The organism is Halobellus limi, assembly GCF_004799685.1.
GTDB classification, from domain to species: Archaea; Halobacteriota; Halobacteria; order Halobacteriales; family Haloferacaceae; genus Haloquadratum; species Haloquadratum limi.
The window spans coordinates 995,673-1,014,939 of sequence record NZ_CP031311.1; the positions used below are offsets into that span (position 1 = coordinate 995,673).

Consider the following 19,267-nt stretch of genomic DNA (forward strand, 5'->3'; position numbering starts at 1 on the left):
TGTTGACATAGATAAAACGCACGACAGCGTAGACCCCGTGTTCCGTCGGGACTGCCAACGTCTAGTAACCTTTAACCGATTTAGACCAGTAGTTGACGTCAAGATGGCCAGCAACAAGATCCTCGGTATCGACCTCGGCACCACGAACAGCGCGTTCGCGGTGATGGAAGGGGGCGACCCGGAGATCATCGTGAACGCCGAGGGCGACCGAACGACGCCTTCCGTAGTGGCGTTCACCGACGACGAGGAGCGACTCGTGGGCAAGCCCGCGAAGAACCAGGCGATCCAGAACCCCGACAACACGATCGGCTCGATCAAGCGGCACATGGGGGAGGAGGACTACTCCGTCGAAGTCGACGACGAGGAGTACACGCCCGAGCAGATCTCGGCGATGATCCTCCAGAAGATCAAGCGCGACGCCGAGGAGTACCTCGGCGACGAGATCGAGAAGGCGGTCATCACCGTCCCCGCGTACTTCAACGACCGTCAGCGCCAGGCGACGAAGGACGCCGGCGAGATCGCCGGCTTCGAGGTCGAACGCATCGTCAACGAGCCGACGGCGGCGTCGATGGCGTACGGCCTCGACGACGACTCCGATCAGACGATTCTCGTCTACGACCTCGGCGGCGGGACGTTCGACGTGAGCGTCCTGGACCTCGGCGGCGGCGTCTACGAGGTCGTCGCCACGAACGGGGACAACGACCTCGGCGGCGACGACTGGGACGAGGCCATCATCGACTGGCTGGCCGAGCAGTTCGAGAACGAGCACAACATCGACCTCCGCGAGGACCGGCAGGCGCTCCAGCGGCTGAAGGACGCCGCCGAGGAGGCGAAGATCGAACTGAGTAGCCGAAAGGAGACGACGATCAACCTCCCGTTCATCACGGCGACGGACACCGGGCCGGTCCACCTCGAGGAGACGCTCTCGCGGGCGAAGTTCGAGTCGCTCACCGAGGACCTGATCGAGCGCACCGTGGGGCCGACCGAGCAGGCGCTCGAAGACGCCGGCTACGACAGAGGCGACATCGACGAGGTCATCCTCGTCGGCGGCTCCACCCGGATGCCGCAGGTCCACGAGAAGGTCGAGGAGATGCTCGGGACCGAGCCGAAGAAGAACGTCAACCCCGACGAGGCCGTCGCGCTCGGCGCGGCGATCCAGGGCGGCGTCCTCGGCGGCGAGGTCGACGACATCGTCCTGCTCGACGTGACGCCTTTGAGCCTCGGGATCGAGGTCAAGGGCGGCCTCTTCGAGCGCCTCATCGACAAGAACACGACCATCCCGACCGAGGAGTCGAAGATCTTCACGACCGCCGCGGACAACCAGACCTCCGTGAACGTCCGCGTCTTCCAGGGCGAGCGCGAGATCGCCGAGGAGAACGAACTGCTCGGGGAGTTCCAGCTGACCGGCATCCCGCCGGCTCCCGCCGGAACGCCGCAGATCGAGGTCTCGTTCAACATCGACGAGAACGGCATCGTGAACGTCGAGGCCGAGGACAAGGGCTCCGGTAACGCCGAGTCGATCACGATCGAGGGCGGCGCCGGTCTCTCCGACGAGGAGATCGAGCGGATGCAGGAGGAGGCCGAAGAGCACGCCGAGGAGGACAAACAGCGCCGCGAGCGCATCGAAGCCCGCAACGAGGCCGAGAGCGCGATCCAGCGCGCCGAGACGCTGCTCGAAGAGAACGAGGAGGAGGTCGACGACGACCTCCGCGCCTCGATCGAGGAGAAGATCGAGGACGTCGAGGAGACCCTCGAAGACGACGACGCCACGAAGGAGGACTACGAGGACGTCACCGAGGCCCTCACGACCGAACTGCAGGAGATCGGCAAGCAGATGTACGAGGCCCAGCAGGCCGCCGGCGGCGCGGGCGGTGCGGGTGCCGCGGGCGCCGGTCCCGGTGGCGCGGCCGGGCCCGGCGGCGCAGGCCCCGGCGGAATGGGCGATATGGGCGGCGCCGCCTCCGACGGCGACGAGTACGTCGACGCCGACTTCGAGGACGTGGACGACGACGAGGACGACGAGGAGTCGTCCTCCTGAGTCGGTCGGGAATCCGATTTCTGACGACGTCGACGGGAACGTTACCTTCGCGGACGTCGACGGCGACGAAGACGGCGAGCGGCAACGCGTCGGTCCGCGATCTGTAACATTTCTTGTCGAAACCGGCGGACGGCGTGGGGTAAATTTTATGTAGTTTATCTATTGTTTTCGGAGTGGAATATGACGAAGGCACTCAAGTCATCGGGCTTTCTCGGGTTGGCCGTGATGATGGCCGTCGGGTTGCATCAGTTCGTGATCCTGTCCGGTGGGGATCCGGTCCCGCCGTGGATGATCGGCGGCCACGCCCACCTGGGCGTCCTCTCGATTCTCGCCATCGTGATGGGCTTTGCCGTCCCCGCACTCGGCGTCACGGGCGCCCTCCGGACGGCCGTCACCGTCCTCTTCATCGCCGGACAGTGGGGTATCCCCGGCATCGTCTGGCTCGGCGAGGGCCTCGGCCTGCTGTTCCTGATGCCGACGGGGTTCCTCTGGGGGCTCGCGCTGATCGTCTCGATGCTGATTATGCTGTACGCGACGCTCACCGAGGACGTCGGTGCCGGGGGGAGCGGTCCCGCCGCGATGGCGCCGAGCGACGACTAGTTCGACGGCGCCTCACACTCCGGTCGGTCGATGACTCTCTGTCGACGGAGGGGAGTCGACGACGCGCGTCTGACACTGCAGAAACACTTTTTGCGGCCGTGTCCGACCACCGCGTATGCCCATCAGCGAGGACGAGTGGGAGTCGGGAAAGCAGTGGGACGACGTCGAGCGCGCGGTCGCGGAGTTCCTCGACGCCGTCGAGCCCCGCGCCTACACCGTCGAGGAGCTGCACGGTCTCCTCGTCGACGGCGGGACGGTCGTCCCGCCGGAGACGGACACGTGGGACGACGAGGCCGACGGGGCCGAAGACGTCGACGTCGCACCGATGGACGTCACCGAACGGCGGGTCCGGTCGGCCGTGACCGACCTGCGCGACGCGGAGTACCTCGAATCGAAGCGCATCCAGGTCGACGACGGCGTCGTGACGTACTACCGCCGGGGCGAACACGCCTTCTTCGGATGATGTCGACGTCGAGTGAATGCACGTTCGTGGATAAGCTCACCCGAAAACGGCACCGAAGGTAGCATATGGACGGGTTTTTAGCCCTCGGCTTCCGTAGCTACGCGTATGCCTGACGGGCGGGACCTCTCGAACCCCACTCCCGGACGCGAGCCGACGAACGCGGAATCATCGACCGACGATCCACCGGCCGCCACCTCGGCGCAGGCGACGCCGCCGGGGGCGGATCTCTCCGGGCCGACCGAGAAGTGCGGGGTCGTCGGCGTCGCGCTCGAAGACCGCGCCGCGTCGCGCCCGTTGTACTACTCGCTGTACGCGCTCCAGCACCGCGGCCAGGAGTCGGCGGGGATCGTCACCCACGACGGCTTCCAACAGCACAGCCACGTCGAGATGGGCCTCGTCGGCGACGCCTTCGGCGAGGGCGATCTCGACTCACTGGCGGGCCGGACCGGCATCGGCCACGTCCGCTACCCCACCTCCGGCGGCGTCAACGCCTCCTGCGCACAGCCCTTCTCCGTCTCGTTCAAGTCGGGGTCGCTCGGGCTCTCGCACAACGGCAACCTCGTCAACGCCGACGAGATCCGCGAGGAACTGGCGAACCTCGGCCACGCGTTCACCTCCGACGGCGATACGGAGGTCATCGCCCACGACCTCGCGCGGAACCTGCTCGAAGCCGACCTCGTCCGTGCGGTCAAGCGAACGATGGACCGCATCCACGGTTCCTACGCGCTGACGATCATGCACGACGAGACCGTGCTCGCGGTCCGGGACCCGCAGGGGAACCGACCGCTCTGCATCGGGAAGCTGGAGGACGGCTACGTCGTCGCCTCCGAGTCCGCCGCGATCGACACGCTGGACGGCGAGCTCGTCCGCGATGTCCGCCCGGGAGAACTCGTCGTCCTCGAACCCGACGGCTCCGGCTTCGACTCCTACCAGCTCGTCGAGCGCGAGGACACCGCCCACTGCTTCTTCGAGCACGTCTACTTCGCCCGGCCCGACTCGATCATCGACGAGTCGCTGGTCTATGAGGCCCGCCGCGACCTCGGCCGGAAGCTCTGGGCGGAGTCGGGCATCGAGACCGACGTCGTGATGCCCGTCCCCGACTCCGGACGGTCGTTCGCCTCCGGCTACGCCGAGGCGGCCAACGAGACGACCGCCTCGGGGGAGGAACGGCCCGCCGAAGAGGAGGCCGTCGAGTTCGCCGAGGGGCTGATGAAGAACCGGTACGTCGGCCGGACGTTCATCATGCCGACACAGGACGAGCGCGAGCGCGCGGTTCGGCTGAAACTCAACCCCATCAAGAGCACCATCGAGGGGAAGTCGGTCACGATCATCGACGACAGCATCGTCCGGGGAACGACCTCCCGCCAACTCGTCTCGCTCCTGAAAGACGCCGGCGCCGAGGAGGTCCACGTCCGGATCGGCGCGCCGCCGATCGTCGCCCCCTGTTACATGGGGATCGATATGGCCTCCCGCGAGGAACTCATCGCCGCGGACCGGTCGATCGAGGAGATCCGCGAGGAGATCCACGCGGACAGCCTCGGGTACCTCTCGATCGACGCCGTCGCCGACGTGCTCGGGGAGTCGCGGCTCGATCTCTGTCTCGGCTGCGTGACCGGCGAGTACCCCTACGACATCGACGGCGAGGACACCGACCGCGACGTGCAGCGGCCGGTCATCGGGGACGGCGCGACCGCCAGCGCCGACGACTGATCTCCGGGGTCAGAGACCGGACTATCTGCCGGGATCAGAGACCGGACCGCCAGTGAAGGAAATAAAACGCGTTCACAGACAGAACAGGAACGGGTAGACCAGCGCGACCCGATCGCCCTCGTTCAGTTTCGTGTCGAACCCCGCCAGGTTCTCGTTGAACTGTCCGTTGACGAGGATCCGCGCGTACGCCCGCGTCTGCTCGCCGTCGGGGTTCTTCCGGAGTTCGCCCGGGACGTCCTCGGCGTCGATCGGCGCCCACCCGCGCGTCGCCGACTCCGCCTCCGTCTCGGCGATCACGAGGTCGCGGACGTCGTACTCCTCGAAGAACGCTTCGGCGAACTCCCGGAGCGTGTCGCCCTCGAAGGTGAAAGAGAGCCTCGGCGTCCCGAGGGCGTCGCGGACGTGTCCCGTCGCGCGCACCTCGACGGTCGTCTGTGTCGTCTCCAGGGCGGACTGCGACTGAGCCATAGCGGACCTAAGACGCCCACGGACAAATCCCTGTATCCGAATATGTTCGTGTCGCCATTCATTTCGGCGACGCGCCGGGATCGGACCCATCGATACGGGATCAGTAGACGACGTAGAGCAGGACGTAGACGACGTCCCCGAGCGCGAAGGAGACGAACCACAGCGCGGCCGCGACGCGCCCGACGCGTCGGTGGGGCGTCTCGTAGAGCTCCGCGACCGGGCGCGAGAGCGCCAGCAGCAGCACGTAGTACAGGAGCGGAATGCAGGCGATCGCGAGTGCGACGTGGACCGCGAGCGTGGGGAGATAGACGAACTGATAGACGGCCTCGGGACCGAGGAACTCGGTGGCGCCTTCCAGCGAGATCCGATAGAGGTAGAGAACGAGAAAGGCGACGAACAGCGCGAGCGTCGCGAGCATCATCGCCCGATGTCGGCGGACGTCGTCGCGGCGGATGAACCGGACGCCGAGGACGATGGTCACGAGCGCCGTCGTGCTGAGCACGGCGTTGACGTGCGGAATCGCCTCGACGACCGCGTCGGGGACGACGGGCAGCAACGACGCGGGGACGACGCCACCGACGGCGGCGAACACGGCTGCGAGCGAGACGACCGAAAGCACCGCTGTGAGCCCGAGCACGTGGTCTCGTGCGCGCAGTTCCATACGGCAATGGCCGGACGGAGCGGTGAAAACGGTGCCGACTGCCGATCGGCTCCGCCGTCGAAAGGAAACTCATTTAAATTACCCCGGACAACCAGATATTGCGCGACAGGACACAGCGAGCGTGGGTAGCCAAGCTAGGCCAACGGCGCAGCGTTGAGGGCGCTGTCCCATAGGGGTCCGCCGGTTCAAATCCGGTCCCACGCATCGCACGGCGTTTCGCGCCACTCGATGCAGGTGCTCATCCCTTCGGGGACGCAGCACCCACGCACAATCCTTCCGACGCTATCTCCGCGAGCGGCGGTGCTCGCGACTCGCGAGCGATCGCCGCGACCGACGCCGCTTGGGATACGTTTTAAGTTGTCGAGTCGGTACTGGACGCTATGGCCAAGTACTCCACCGGCAGCGGCGGGGGCGGTGGCGACGGCGACAGCTGTGAACTCTGCGGTCGCTCGACCGGCGACCTCCGCCGGGCGAACGTCGCCGGCGCGGAACTGCTCGTGTGTTCGGACTGTGCGCCGCACGACGACTCCCGAAAGCAGAGCGGTAGCTCCTCGAACGCCGAGTCCGGCGGCCGCGGTGAGGAGACGCCGCGGCGGAAACGGGCGGCCCAGCAACAGGCGCGGATGTACGACCAGACGAAGGGCGACTCCTCTCACTGGGAGGAGGGAACCGACTACGAAGAGGATCAGCTCCCGTATCTCGTGACGGGGTACGGCGATCGCGTCGAGACCGCCCGGCAGGACGCGGGGCTGACCGTCGAGGAACTGGCGGCCGAACTCGACGTCGACGAGTCCGACGTCGACGCGGTCGAACAGGGCCGGGCGACGCGGGCCGGCGTCGGCGGGTCCGTCGTCCGCGCGCTCGAAGAGCGACTGGACGTCGAACTGGTCGACGAGTAGCGGCCTTCGGGTGGCTCCGGCGGCGAAACTCGTCTTCCGGGCGCGTCGGTCCGACGAGCCACCCGTCGGAGCGGAACTGCAACCATTTTTGTCTCCGACGACCACAGCCGGAGGTATGCAGACACGCGCCCCCGAGGAACCGGAGGTCCGGGAGTTTTCGGCCGAAGTCGTCGGCGTCGACGACCGGACGGTAACGCTCGATCACACGTACTTCTACGCCGAGAGCGGCGGTCAGCCGGCCGACCGCGGGACGCTCGGTGGGACACGCGTGGTCGACGTCCAGGAGGGCGACGGCGGGGTCCGGCACGTCCTCGCGTCGTCTCCCGAGTTCGGCGTCGGCGACACGGTGACCGGGGTCGTCGACGACGACTTCCGGACGTACTGTATGCGCGCACACACGGCGAGCCACGTGCTCTACGGGGCGGGCCGGCGGCTCCTCGACGACCTCGGCTACGGCGGGTTCGACATCTCCGAGGAGAAGGTGCGCGTGGACTTCTCCACCTCGACGGACATCGACGACGAGACGCTCGTGGAACTCGAACGGCTGGCGAACCGCACCGTGTGGGACTCACGAGACGTCAGTTGGGAGGAAGTTCCGACGGCGGAGGCGACCGCTCGGGAGGACGTCGCGTTCAACACCAAGACTGAGGAGGGCGTGATGGACGACGCCGACACGGTCCGGATCGTCGACGTCGACGGCTGGGACGTCGCCGCCTGCGGCGGCACGCACGTCTCGAACACCCGCGAGATCGGGCCGGTCACGGTCCTCGACCGCTCGAACCCGGGAGAGGGCCTCACCCGCGTCGAGTTCGCCGTGGGGCCGAGCGGCATCGACCGTGGGGCTGAGCGGCATCGCGCGCTCCGCGAGACCGCCGCGGCGCTCGAAACGAACGTCGACGACCTCGCGGAGACGGCGGCGACCGTCCGGTCGGAACGCGACGACCTCGAAGCGCGCGTCCGCGACCTCGAACGCGCCGCCGTCGCGGACGCGATCGACGACTTCGAGACCGTCACCAAGGACGACACGCTCTGGCGGATCGGCGTCCTCGACGGCGTCGACCCGAACGACGCCGGCGAGGCGGCGAAGGACGCGGTCGGCGACTCGGACGTCCTCGTCGCCGTCGGCGGCGACGAGCGACCCTACCTCGTCGTCGCCGCCGGCCACGACAGCGACGTCCACGCCGGATCGGTGGTCGACGACGTCACCGACACCTACGGCGGTGGCGGTGGCGGCGGGCCGCCGTTCGCGCAGGGCGGCGGCCTCGACGCCGCTCCGGCCGACGTCCTCGACGCCGTACGCGAGTGGGAGCCCGAGGAGTGAGTTGACCGCCGCGAGGCGTCCCGGTCGTTCCGGGCCGTACGGGCCCGCGACTCGTGACACCCGCCCTCGCGCCCGAAGCGCCTTTTCCCCTCGGGACCGTACGCTCTCCGATGACCGATCGGTCGACCACGGCGACGACGCGTCCGCTCGACGACTTCGAGACCGTCGTCTGGGACTTGGACGGAACCCTCGTTCGACTCCTCGTCGACTGGGACGTCGTGACCGGAGACGTCGCGGCCGTCTTCGAGGCGGCCGGCGTCGATGCCGACGGGTACGACCTCTGGGGGATGCTCGACCTCGCCGACGAGTCCGACCTCCGTGACGACGTCGAGGCCGTCATCGGCGATCACGAACGGACGGGCGCGGAGCGCTCAGAGCGCCTCCCGCACGCGGACTTCGTCGGGCGGTTCGACGCGGAGGGCGTCTGCTCGCTGAACGCCGAACGCGCCTGCCGGACCGCGCTCGACGTCCACGGACTCGCGTCGCACGTCGACGCCGTCGTCGGCCGCGACAGCGTCGCGACCCGAAAGCCCGATCCGGCGCCGCTGCTCGAAACGCTCGATCGGCTCGGCGCGGAGCCGGACGAGGCCGTGTTCGTCGGGGACTCGGTTCGAGACGAGGAGGCCGCTCGACGGGCGGGCGTGGCGTTCCGCTACGTCGACGAGGACCGGGAGACTGAGGGGACCCTCTCCGAATAGGGGCTGACAGGCGGTACGGGTCGGATCACGAGACGCTGTACCGCACACCCGCGAGACGCCTCGTGGCTGTCGTCATCGCACGAGGTCTGTGGTCCCGTGTTCGTACATAAACCTCCGGAGGGGCTGTGTGCTGTCTACGGTCTTCGATCGCGAGCCCGCACGCCTCGGACGTACCGGCGGCGCGGGCGTTAAGTCGATTCGCCTCCCAAATCGGACGATGAGCTATCCCGTCAGGTACTACTGCCCGCACTGCGGGGCCGTCTTCGAACTCGAACGCGAGGGGTACCTCTCCGATAAGTCGGTCACGCCGTACCCGCTCGTGGGGTGGGAGTACGCCGCTCCCGACGAGGACTTCGAGTCGGCCGACGGCGTCCGCCTCGTCTGCGGGGAGGACGTCGCTGGTGGCGAGGGGAGCGATGGCGGCGAGAGGAACGATGGCGGCGAGGAGGGCACCGGCGACGTCGTCCGCTGGACCGGCGAGCGCAGCAGCGCCGACGACGTCGAGGACCCGACCCGCGAGTCGCCCTGCGGAGAGACGCTGTTCCTGTCGTTCGTCAGGTTCGTCGACGGCGAGGAGGTCGAACCGGAACCGGAGCGGGCGCACACGACGATCGCGACCGACGGTCCCGGCGGCCCTCGCGGAACGGCCGGGCCGCGCGGACCCTCCGGTCCGAGCGGTTTCGGGCAGTAGTTCCGACGGAGGGGGAGACGACGCTTACGGGAGGTCGACCTCGATGCCGGCGACGTCGCCCGCGGCCTTGACCGTGTTCCACAGGAGCATCGCACGCGTCATCGGTCCGACGCCGCCCGGGACGGGCGTGATCGCGCTCGCCTTCTCCTTCGCGCTGTCGTAGTCGACGTCGCCGACGAGTTCGGAGCCCTCGTCGGTCTCGACGCGGTTGATCCCGACGTCGATCACGACGGTGCCCTCAGAGAGCATCTCGCCGGTGATCATCTCGGGAACGCCCGCGGCGGCGATGACGATGTCGGCCGCGCGCGTCTTCTCCGCGAGGTCGTCGGTCCGGGAGTGACAGACCGTGGTCGTGGCGTTTCCGCCCTCGTCCTTCTGGATGAGGAGGTTCGCCATCGGCTTGCCCACGATGTTCGATCGACCGACGACGACGGCCTCGGCGCCCTCGGTTTCGACGTCGGCCGCGGCGAGGAGCTTCTGGACGCCGTGGGGTGTGCACGGCTTGTATCGGGCGTTCCCGGCGACGAGGCGGCCGACGTTCTCGGGGTGGAAGCCGTCGACGTCCTTCGCGGGGTCGATGCTGCGCAGGACCTCGCGCTCGTCGACGTGGTCCGGGAGCGGCATCTGCACGAGGATCCCGTGTACCTCGGGGTCCGCGTTCAGTTCGTCGATGGTGTCGAACAGTTCCTCCGCGGGCGTGTCGGGGTCGAGTTCGATGTCGCGCGTGGCGATGCCGACCTCCTCGCAGTCTTTGTGTTTCATCGAGACGTACGTCTCGCTGGCGGGGTCGTCGTTCATCAGCACGGTCGCGAGACACGGCGTCGTCCCCGCGTCGGTCAGCGTTTCGATGCTGTCGAGCAGGCCGTTCCGGATGTCTTGGGCGACCTCGTTCCCGTCGATGATCTCGGTCATAGTAAGAAGGGTGAGGGTAGCACACTTCAAATGTGCGGGTTTGGGTGCGTGACCTCTCCCTCCGCGTCGGCAGAACTGGCCCTCGAAGCGCCGCTCGTTACTCGTAGAGCGGGTGTTCGTCGGCGAGTTCGTCGACTCGCGCGGAGACCTCTTCGACGACCTCTTCGTCGTCGTAGTCGTCGATGACCCGCGTGATCAGGTCTGCGACCTCTCGGGTGGCCGCTTCGTCGAAGCCGCGGGTGGTGAGCGCGGGCGTCCCGAGGCGGATCCCGCTGGGGTCGAACGCCGAGCGGGTCTCGCCCGGCACCGTGTTCGCGTTCATCACGATGCCCGCAGCGTCGAGTGCGGCTTCGACGTCCTTGCCCGTCGTCTCCGGATGCGAGGGCCGGAGATCGACCAGGACGAGGTGGTTGTCCGTCCCGCCCGAGACCAGGCTCAGCCCGTTCTCCTGCAGTCGGTCGGCCAGCGCCTGCGCGTTTTTCACCGTCTGTTCCGCGTAAGCGTCGAACTCCGCCGAGAGCGCCTCGCCGAAGCCGACGGCCTTCCCCGCGATGTTGTGCATCAGGGGACCGCCCTGCGCCCCGGGAAAGACCGCGGCGTCGATGGCGTCGGCGTGTTCCTCATCGCACATCACGATCCCGCCGCGGCCCGCCCGGATCGTCTTGTGCGTCGATCCCGTCACGAAGTCGGCCACGCCGACCGGCGAGGAGTGCGCGCCCGCGGCCACGAGGCCGGTGATGTGGGCGATGTCGGCCAAATGATACGCGTCGACGTCGTCGGCGGTCTCCTGAATCCGCTCCCACTCGACCTCCCGGGGGTACGCGGAGTACCCGGAGACGATGATGTCCGGATCGAACTCGTGAGCGATGTCGTCGAGACCCTCGTAGTCGACGTAGCCGGTGTCGGCGTCCACCTCGTACTGTTCGACCTCGTAGGTCTGGCCCGCGAAGTTCGCGGGGTGACCGTGGCTCAGGTGACCGCCGTGAGTGAGGTCCAAAGAGAGGATCTTGTCGCCGGGGTCCAGCATCGCCAGGTAGACCGACATGTTCGCCTGCGACCCCGAGTGCGGCTGGACGTTCACGTGCTCGGCGCCCCACAGTTCCTCGGCGCGCTCGATCGCTAACTCCTCGACCTCGTCGGCGTACTCACACCCCGCGTAGTACCGCTCGTCCGGGTAGCCCTCAGCGTACTTGTTCGTCAGCGCGCTTCCCTGCGCTTCGAGGACCGCCTCGCTCGCGTGGTTCTCGCTCGCGATCATCGCCAGGGTGTTCTGCTGTCGCTCCACTTCGCCGGAGAGCGCGTCTGCGACGGCGGGATCGACGTCGCGGACGTGGCTGTAGTCCATACGTGATACGGCGCCCGTCCGTCCAATAAGTGTGTCCACTTTGGATCCGGTGGGTCCGAAAACGGTCACGAATCGACACCGCGGACGCAGCGAGCGTCGCGTCCGGCGGATTCACTCGAGGATATTCCGAGCGGTACTCGCGAGTTGGTCCGCCTCCGCGTCGCGGAGGCGCTCGTCGCCGAGTCGCAGTCGCAGCCGTGGCCGACCCACGTCGATCGGAACTTTCTCGGTTTCGATCAGTCCGACGTCCTCCAGTTCGGTCTTCGTTCGAGAGAACGTCGCCTTGCTGGCGATGCCGACGTCTTCGCCCCACTTCGAGATGTCGTACAGGAGCACGTCGTTCTTCGCGGCGACGAGCAGGCTGACGGTCACCTCGTCGAGGATCGAGCCGTCGTCCGGGACGGCCTGGAGCGATCGGAGGACCGCGTCGAAGTCGGCCCGCATCTCCGGACCGAAGTCGGACTCCAGCGATTCGCGAACCGCCGAGATGGACGGCGTCCGGAGCGTGAACGGCTCGGACGCCTCGAACGCGTCCCGGTAGGTGTCGTTCGCGCTCCGAACGAACGCCTCGTCGTCGGTGGTCAGCCCAGCGACGCGGTCGCCGGCGGTGACGACGGCGACGACGGACGATTCGGTCACGACGAGCGTGTTCTCGAACCGCTCGTCGGTCACGCGCAGATCGAGCACGCCGTCGTCGATGAGCGACGCGGCGTTGCTCGCGAGGAGGAAATCGTCCAGGACGTCTTTCAGGAGCGATTCGTCGCTGAGCACGCGGACGTGCGGGGTCGCGTCGGCGTCGACGCCGAGTTCGACGAGCGCCTCGACGATCTCTCGGGTCGGACCGACCACGTAGGCGGCGTCCGAGACCGACCGGAGGGCCGCGGAGACGACGTCCTCGACGGTAGCGCCGAGGACGTTTGTACTGGAGGACATACGTTGAATCATCCCCGAGTAGATATTTAATTTTAACGCAGTGTGTGCTGTATATACCTCCGTTCGAGAGACCACACGTGCCACATTCGAGAGACCACACGTGCCACGTTCGAGAGACCACACGTGCCACGTTCGAGAGACGACGAGCGATCCCGCGAGCGGAGACCCGCCGATTTTTCCCCTCCAGGGCCGATCACGGACCTGTGACATACGACATCGAACTCGTCGGAAGCGGTCCGGCGGCGACGGCCGCGACCGCCGCCTTCGAGGACATCGACGCGCGCGTCGTCTCCGACGCCGACGATCCGGCGTTGACGCTCGCCGTCGTTCCGGCCGGCAGCGACGCTGCGGAGGCTTTCGACCGGTGCGAGCGGCTCGTGACCGTCGAGATCGGCGGCGTCGGGGGCCGCGTGGTGCAGCGTCTCGACGCCTCCGTCTCCGTGTTCGGCCCGGCCGGTGCCGGATTCGCGGACCTGCGAGCGCGGGTCGCGGCGACGACCGAATCGACCGGATCGCCGACGGGCGACCGGAGCGCCGTCAGACTCGCCGGCGCGATCGCCGGACGGCGGGCGGTCGCCCTGCTCGCCGGCGACGAGGCTGTCGCCGGGACGGTCGTCGACGTCGTCGGCACCGACGCGGCGGGGACGCATCGGGTTCTTCCGGTCCCAGAGCCGGACTCGCGCGACCGAACGGTGCGACGCGACCACCGCGAGGTCGACGTCGACGACTCGCTGGCGCGCGCGGAGCGGGCGCTCGACGAGCGGACCGGAATCGTCGCGCAGGTCGGCGAGCGCGAGTCGTTCCCGGTCCCCTACTACCTCGCGCAGACGGCCGACACCTCCGGTTTCAGCGACGCCCGCGCCGCCGAGTTCGCCGCCGGCGTCGATCCCGACTGGGACGCCGCGTTCATGAAGGCTCTCGGCGAGGCGCTCGAACGGTACTGCGCCGGCGTCTACCGCCGCTCGGAGTTCACCGTCGCGCCGGAACGAACGCGGTCGTCGGCGGTCGCTCCCTCGCGGTTCGTGCGCCCGGAGAGGTGGGATACGGTCGACGCCGAGACGCCGATCCCGTGGGTCGAGGGCGTCGACCTCCGCACCGACGAGGCCGTGTCGCTGCCGGCGGAGTTCGTCCACTACCCGCCGCCGACCGAGCGGCACAAGCCGGCGATCACGACGGGATTGGGACTCGGCAACTCCGGGGCGGAGGCGCTGCTCTCGGGGCTCTACGAGGCGGTCGAGCGCGACGCGACGATGCTCGCGTGGTACTCGTCGTTCGAGCCGCTGGAGCTTTCGGTTTCGGACCCGACGTACGAGGAACTCCGAAAGCGGGCGCGCGCGGAAGACCTGTCGGTGACGGCGCTCCTGGTCACGCAGGACGTGGACGTGCCCGTGGTCGCCGCGGCGGTCCACCGCGAGGGCGAGTGGCCGCGGTTCGCCGTCGGCTCCGGCGCGTCGCTCGATCCGATCGACGCCGCGCGGTCGGCGCTCGCGGAGGCGCTCCAGAACTGGATGGAGTTACGGTCGATGGGCAGAGAGCAGGCCGCAGCCGAAGACGGCGCGATCGGCGAGTACGCCGACTTCCCCGGGGCCGCACGGGAGTTCGTCGACGCCGACGCCAGCGCGCCGGCCGAGAGCGTCGGCCCCGCGGAGGTCCCGACAGGCGAGGCGGAGCTCGACGCGGCGATCGAGCGGGTCGCCGACGCGGATCTCGACGTCTACGCCGCGCGGACGACGACGGCGGACGTCGCCTCCCTCGGGTTCGAGGGTGTCCGCGTCCTGGTTCCCGAGGCGCAACCGCTGTTCCAGGGCGACCCGTTCTTCGGCGAGCGGGCGCGGACGGTGCCCGCGGAGTTGGGCTTCGAGGCGGACCTCGACCGGCCGTACCACCCGTTCCCGTGACGGGGACGGTGGCACGGTCGCGACGGTGAGCGGCTGACAGCCGGCACGAATCGGTCCACGCGGCGGCGTGCCGGACTCCCGCGAGTCGCCGCGTGGTCGTTCTCAGGTGATGCGGGCCCTGGCCGCGTTCGGGTTAAAAAGTCACGGGGTGGAGTTTCACACGCCGAACGTCGCCCGGAGCATATCGCGCGTCCCGGGGCCGAGGCCGACCGCGAGCACGGCGACGAGGAGCAGCATCGTGTACCGGGGGCTCTCCTCGAAGATCTCGTCTTCGAACACCCAGAGCACGAACGTCGCCGCCAGAAGCTTCACGATCAGGAACGGCCAGGTGTCGCCCGTGACTGCCAGGACCGACGGCGGGAGGACAGAGCCGGTCACGTTGACGACGAACTCGTTGACGGGATGTTTCGGGACCAGGTTCCGGCCGGCCCCCAGCGCCGGCATCCAGTCGAGGCCGACGACGTTGGCGACGCCGTCGACCGCGTGGCCCCAGAGGACGACGAAGCCGATCCACCGGGTGCCCTCATTCACCGCGGGCGCGAACCGCTCGATGAGCAGCCACGAGACGCCCGCAGCGACGGTGGCGCCGAGGACGACGACGCCGAGTACCTGCGGGTAGAACTCGACGCCCTCGGCTCCGGTGATCACGAGCCAGAAGAGGTAGGCGAGGGTGACGAAGAGGACCGCCCATCCGACCCCGAAAAGCGGCCGATCGTACCGCTCGACGACCCCCCTCCGCGCGGCCCAGACGGCCGCGACGACGGCGACGAGGGTGATCGCGAAGACCGTGAAGTAGATGATCGGACTGATGAAAAGCGTGTTGAGCGGGTAACTGATGAGCGCTTCCGCGGCGGGGACGGCGTCGTTGGCGTCCTCGACGACGCGGAGCGCGCCGCCGAAGAACACGAACGGAACCAGCGCGTAGAAGAACTCACGGTCCGTTCCCAGATCGAGCCGTCGCAGCATGAAGACGACCCCGATGAGCGCGACCAGCAGCGTGATCATGTAGCCGACCTCCGAGACGAGCGTGTAGCCCGGGTAGGCGACCGGTTCCGCGGCGTTCGCACACGCCCCCGAATCGTACAGGTACTCGACCGTGCTCCCGGGTCGAATCGCACAGGCCGCGGAGTTCGCGTCCGCCTGGACGGGCCCCCAGAAGTAGTGCCAGATGAACCCGTCGTAGACGACTTCCGGAAGGACCAGCGATCCGGCGACGAGTGCGACGAGCGCGCTCAGCACCCCGCCGGCCCAGAGCCGTTCGGGCGCGACGCCGACGCGTTCGGCGACTGTTGACATAGCGGAAAAACCGAGGTCGGTGGTGTTGAGGATTCCGGTATCGGGCGCCAGCGTCGTCCGGACGTCTTCCGGCGCTCTCAGATCGGGAGCGCCCGCTCTTCGAGGTCGGTCGCGAGGATCACCATCGTCTGCGATCGGGAGAACCCCTCGATGCGGGAGATCTGCTCGAACATCAACTCGCGGAGGCCGTCCGTGTCTTCGGCGTACAGCCGAAGCACGACGTCCCACTCCCCGGTCGTGAGGTGGATCTCCTGGACGCCCTCGATCTCTCGGAGGCGTTCGACCGCGTCGGTCTCGTTCCCCTGTTCGATCCGGAGCCCGACGAGCGCGGACGTGCCCAGGCCGACGGCCCGCGGGTCGATCTTCGCGTGGTACCCCTCGATGATGCCCGCCTCTTCCATCCGCCCGACCCGATCGTGGACGGTGGCGCTGGACATCTCGATCTGTCTCGCGATCTCGCTGAACGGCGTCCGCGCGTCGGACTGGAGGATCCGAAGGATCGCCCGATCCGTCTCGTCGAGTTCCATGTCGCTACGTAACGGGCCAGCACCTTGCGGTTTGTGGGACCTGTCAGTTCGCACACGACCCGTCGATCTCGCGGGCGGCCTCCAAGACGGTGTCGTGAACCCGGCCGTTCGACGCGACCAGCCCCACGGAGTCGTGTCGCCACCGCTCGCCCGCGAGGTCGGTGACCGTCCCGCCCGCGGCGCGGATCATCGCGACGCCGGCGACGGTGTCCCAGGGGTGGGCTCGCAGGTTCGTCACGACGCCGTCGATGGACCCGTCGGCGACGGCCGCGAGTTCGGCCTGCGCGCATCCCATCCGACGGAGGTCGCCGAAGCGCTCTGCGAGCGCCCCGCAGGCGCGACCGTACTGGTCTCTCTCGTCGAAGTCCCACCACATCGTCGGCGTGACGACGCAGGCCTCGGGGTCGGTCTCCGTCGAGACGGTCACGCGCTCGTCGTTGCGGTAGGTCCCCTCGCCGTCGGTCCAGTAGACGTCGCCGATCGCGGGGAAGTTCGTCGCGGCCGCGACGGGGTCGCCGTCACGGACGGCCGCGACGGCGGTCCCCCACACCCGGATCCCGCGCACGTAGTTGTTCGTGCCGTCGATCGGGTCGATGACCCACGCGGGGCCCGCCTCGGGAACGTGCTTCAACTCGTCCGCTTCCTCGCCGACGACGGCGTCGTCCGGACGCGTCTCACGAATGACGTCGACGACCGCCGCTTGCGCGTCGCGGTCGGCCTGCGTCACGACGTCGACCTTGCCGTCCTTGCGTTCGACGTCGACGTCCGTGCGAAACCGCTCGTCGGCGACAGCCGCGCCCGCCTCGGCGGCCCGCCGGGCGAGCGCCGCTCGGTCTTCGTCCATACGTGAGGTCCCGACTCGGCGGTCCCTAAACACCGGGGATCCCGAACGCCTCGATGCCGAGGTTGAACACGGAGTTCACGATCAGGAGGATGACGAGCGCCGAGAGCCACGCGCCCACGCCGATGATCGCGGCCTTCGTCCATCCGCCGGGGTAGCGCCAGTTGATCACGCCGACCCAGACGACGAGCGCGACGAGCGGACCGACGAGGGGGACCCACGAGGTGAGCGCCCATCCGACGGCGCCGAGGAACGCGGTCACGACGGCGTGGCCGTAGTCGTCGACGTCGACGACGAACCTGGCGCTGACGTAGATGGCGAGCCCGCCGATCAACAGCGCGACGACGAACGTGACCACCGACCCGAGGAATCCGAGTACCATACGCGGTCGTACGCCGTCCCACCGTATAGCTGCTGGGACCGGGGGCCGGCGCGAGTGAGTGACGCCCCGACCGGGTCCGTCCGCGGCCGAGTTCACCCCGACCGCGCCGAAACCGAGATAATTAACTCGATTTCGAGTCGGAGTACCTTTTAGTACTCCTACGGCGTTGGTGTAGGTATGCGCCCGTCTGATGCGGCACGACAACTCCAGTATGCGGTCGCCTCGCAAACGGACACTTACGACTACGAGATCAGCTACTGGGAGGCCCACGCCTACGAGGACGTCTTCGCGGACGTCTCCGAGCGCGGGAGCCTCTCGGACGTGATGGACGTCGTCGACGAACTCGGCGCGCGCTTCGTCGACGGCACCCGCCCTTCGCCCGCGGAGGCACGAGAGATCGCAGACGGCGTCCTCACCGCCGGCGGCCGCCCCCTGACGGACGGCGGCGACGGGAACTGATCGGCTGTCCATCCGGGCGACCGCGGGCCTTTCTGCAGTCGCGTTCTTCGACCGGGAGTGACTACGTCGGCCACAGGCTTCTCAAGCCGGCCACAGGCTTCTCAAGCCGGCCACAGGTGCTCAAGCCGGCCGCAGGTGCTCAAATCGGCCACAGACGCTCAAGTCGGCCGCAGGTGTTCGCAGTCGCCGGCGTGGACGGCGCGCTCGTCGCCGTCGTCGGTCCGGACGACGAGGCTGCCCGGGAACCGCACGTCGACGGCCTCGCCCTCGACGACGCCGCCGGGCGTGTCGATCCGGACGCGTCGGCCGAGCGTCGCGGCGTGTTCGCGCCAGGCGTCGAGTATCGTCTCGACGTCGGCGTCCGCGCTCGTGAGGTCGTAGAACGTTTCGAGGACGCGCTGGAGGAACACGCGCCGGTCGACGTCGCCGACTGCCGCGCGGAGGCTCGTCGCCTCCGGCGGGAGCGCGTCGGCGTCGATGTTCGCGTTCACCCCGGGGCCGACGACGAGCCACGAGACGCGGTCGGCCTCGCCCTCCATCTCGGTCAGGATGCCGCAGAGCTTCCGCTCCTCGCCGTCTTCGCCCGCGAGGAGGACGTCGTTCGGCCACTTGATCCGGGCGTCGGCGCCGGCCTCTCGACTCGCGCGGGCGACCGCGACGGCGGCGGCGAGCGTGTAGATCGGGACCTCCGCGGGCGGACGGGCGGGCCGAATGAGCAGGCTCGCCCAGACTCCGCCGGAGGGCGCGGTCCACTCCCGGGCCAGCCGTCCGCGGCCGCCGGTCTGTTCGTCGGCCACGACGACGACGTTCTCGGCCCCCTCGGCGGCGAGTTCCCGGGCGCGGTCGTTCGTACTCGCGATCCGGTCGTGGTACTCGATCTCGTATGGCGCGTCGAGGCCGAACTCGATCGCCGCCGCGCCGTACGCCGGGACCGAGTCGACCCGGTAGCCGTCGTCGCCGCTCTCGACGTCGAACCCCTCCTCGCGGAGCGCCTCGACCTGCTTCCAGACCGCCGCCCGCGACACGCCGAGCCGCTCTGCGAGTTCCGGGCCGGGGACCGGGCCGTCCGCGAGCGCCGCCAGCAGTTCGCGTCGCGTGTCGTTCATCGGGTTCTCCTCTCCGTCC

20 protein-coding genes and 1 tRNA gene are annotated in these 19,267 nt (G+C 68.6%); 11 read left to right on the top strand and 10 right to left on the bottom strand.

What is annotated here, in order from left to right; genetic code table 11:
* Positions 1-103 precede the first annotated feature (103 nt).
* From dnaK to purF, 4 genes are all read left to right on the top strand, one after another.
* Positions 104-2,038, top strand: coding sequence for a molecular chaperone DnaK (gene dnaK, locus DV707_RS05060; RefSeq protein ID WP_103990308.1), 1,935 nt, complete (start codon positions 104-106; stop codon positions 2,036-2,038).
* A 180-nt stretch (positions 2,039-2,218) separates the two neighbouring features.
* Positions 2,219-2,638, top strand: a complete 420-nt coding sequence (locus DV707_RS05065) for a hypothetical protein (protein ID WP_103990307.1) — start codon at positions 2,219-2,221, stop codon at positions 2,636-2,638.
* A gap of 115 nt (positions 2,639-2,753) precedes the next feature.
* Entirely contained in the window at positions 2,754-3,101 is a 348-nt protein-coding gene (locus tag DV707_RS05070; protein ID WP_103990306.1) for a hypothetical protein, read from the top strand.
* Between the two features lie 105 nt (positions 3,102-3,206).
* Complete coding sequence (gene purF, locus DV707_RS05075; protein ID WP_103990305.1) at positions 3,207-4,811, top strand: amidophosphoribosyltransferase; 1,605 nt, start codon at positions 3,207-3,209, stop codon at positions 4,809-4,811.
* Positions 4,812-4,883: 72 nt separating this feature from the next.
* Here the strand turns inward: purF and DV707_RS05080 are convergent, their stop codons facing one another.
* Both DV707_RS05080 and DV707_RS05085 read right to left on the bottom strand, forming a co-directional pair.
* Positions 4,884-5,279 carry a MoaD/ThiS family protein gene (locus DV707_RS05080; protein WP_103990304.1) on the bottom strand — a complete coding sequence of 132 codons (396 nt, stop codon included), beginning with the start codon at positions 5,277-5,279 and terminating at the stop codon, positions 4,884-4,886.
* Positions 5,280-5,379: 100 nt separating this feature from the next.
* The gene (locus DV707_RS05085; protein ID WP_103990303.1) at positions 5,380-5,940 is read right to left on the bottom strand and encodes a DUF420 domain-containing protein; all 561 of its coding nucleotides are present in this window, start codon (positions 5,938-5,940) and stop codon (positions 5,380-5,382) included.
* A gap of 119 nt (positions 5,941-6,059) precedes the next feature.
* On the opposite strand from DV707_RS05085, the gene DV707_RS05090 reads away from it, so the two are divergent.
* From DV707_RS05090 to DV707_RS05110, 5 genes are all read left to right on the top strand, one after another.
* Positions 6,060-6,144: transfer RNA gene (locus DV707_RS05090), tRNA-Leu, on the top strand.
* A gap of 176 nt (positions 6,145-6,320) precedes the next feature.
* Complete coding sequence (locus tag DV707_RS05095) at positions 6,321-6,839, top strand: helix-turn-helix domain-containing protein (protein ID WP_103990302.1); 519 nt, start codon at positions 6,321-6,323, stop codon at positions 6,837-6,839.
* A gap of 115 nt (positions 6,840-6,954) precedes the next feature.
* Positions 6,955-8,160, top strand: coding sequence for an alanyl-tRNA editing protein (locus tag DV707_RS05100; protein WP_103990301.1), 1,206 nt, complete (start codon positions 6,955-6,957; stop codon positions 8,158-8,160).
* A gap of 110 nt (positions 8,161-8,270) precedes the next feature.
* Complete coding sequence (locus DV707_RS05105; RefSeq protein WP_103990300.1) at positions 8,271-8,858, top strand: HAD family hydrolase; 588 nt, start codon at positions 8,271-8,273, stop codon at positions 8,856-8,858.
* Between the two features lie 217 nt (positions 8,859-9,075).
* Positions 9,076-9,549, top strand: a complete 474-nt coding sequence (locus tag DV707_RS05110; RefSeq protein ID WP_103990299.1) for a hypothetical protein — start codon at positions 9,076-9,078, stop codon at positions 9,547-9,549.
* A 24-nt stretch (positions 9,550-9,573) separates the two neighbouring features.
* On the opposite strand, the gene DV707_RS05115 is transcribed toward DV707_RS05110, so the two are convergent.
* The 3 genes from DV707_RS05115 to tbsP all read right to left on the bottom strand — a co-directional run bounded on the left by DV707_RS05115 (position 9,574) and on the right by tbsP (position 12,739).
* Positions 9,574-10,461 carry a bifunctional methylenetetrahydrofolate dehydrogenase/methenyltetrahydrofolate cyclohydrolase gene (locus DV707_RS05115; protein WP_103990298.1) on the bottom strand — a complete coding sequence of 296 codons (888 nt, stop codon included), beginning with the start codon at positions 10,459-10,461 and terminating at the stop codon, positions 9,574-9,576.
* Between the two features lie 97 nt (positions 10,462-10,558).
* Positions 10,559-11,806 (bottom strand): serine hydroxymethyltransferase, encoded by a 1,248-nt coding sequence (gene glyA, locus DV707_RS05120; RefSeq protein WP_103990297.1) that lies wholly within the window; start codon positions 11,804-11,806, stop codon positions 10,559-10,561.
* Between the two features lie 111 nt (positions 11,807-11,917).
* Positions 11,918-12,739, bottom strand: coding sequence for a transcriptional regulator TbsP (gene tbsP / locus DV707_RS05125; protein WP_103990296.1), 822 nt, complete (start codon positions 12,737-12,739; stop codon positions 11,918-11,920).
* Between the two features lie 203 nt (positions 12,740-12,942).
* Between tbsP and DV707_RS05130 the strand changes: the two genes are divergently transcribed.
* Positions 12,943-14,637 carry a YcaO-like family protein gene (locus tag DV707_RS05130; protein ID WP_103990295.1) on the top strand — a complete coding sequence of 565 codons (1,695 nt, stop codon included), beginning with the start codon at positions 12,943-12,945 and terminating at the stop codon, positions 14,635-14,637.
* Positions 14,638-14,793: 156 nt separating this feature from the next.
* On the opposite strand, the gene DV707_RS05135 is transcribed toward DV707_RS05130, so the two are convergent.
* From DV707_RS05135 to DV707_RS05150, 4 genes are all read right to left on the bottom strand, one after another.
* A complete protein-coding gene (locus DV707_RS05135; RefSeq protein WP_103990294.1) occupies positions 14,794-15,933 on the bottom strand; it encodes a DUF63 family protein in 1,140 nt (379 codons plus the stop codon).
* Between the two features lie 77 nt (positions 15,934-16,010).
* Positions 16,011-16,460 carry an Lrp/AsnC family transcriptional regulator gene (locus DV707_RS05140; protein WP_103990293.1) on the bottom strand — a complete coding sequence of 150 codons (450 nt, stop codon included), beginning with the start codon at positions 16,458-16,460 and terminating at the stop codon, positions 16,011-16,013.
* Positions 16,461-16,503: 43 nt separating this feature from the next.
* Complete coding sequence (locus DV707_RS05145; protein WP_103990292.1) at positions 16,504-17,304, bottom strand: inositol monophosphatase family protein; 801 nt, start codon at positions 17,302-17,304, stop codon at positions 16,504-16,506.
* A 25-nt stretch (positions 17,305-17,329) separates the two neighbouring features.
* On the bottom strand, positions 17,330-17,683 hold the full coding sequence (locus tag DV707_RS05150; protein WP_103990291.1) for a hypothetical protein: 354 nt from the start codon (positions 17,681-17,683) through the stop codon (positions 17,330-17,332).
* 177 nt (positions 17,684-17,860) lie between these two features.
* On the opposite strand from DV707_RS05150, the gene DV707_RS05155 reads away from it, so the two are divergent.
* Complete coding sequence (locus tag DV707_RS05155; protein ID WP_103990290.1) at positions 17,861-18,142, top strand: hypothetical protein; 282 nt, start codon at positions 17,861-17,863, stop codon at positions 18,140-18,142.
* Between the two features lie 158 nt (positions 18,143-18,300).
* Here the strand turns inward: DV707_RS05155 and DV707_RS05160 are convergent, their stop codons facing one another.
* Positions 18,301-19,248 (bottom strand): biotin--[acetyl-CoA-carboxylase] ligase, encoded by a 948-nt coding sequence (locus DV707_RS05160; RefSeq protein WP_103990289.1) that lies wholly within the window; start codon positions 19,246-19,248, stop codon positions 18,301-18,303.
* Between the last annotated feature and the right edge of the window lie 19 nt (positions 19,249-19,267).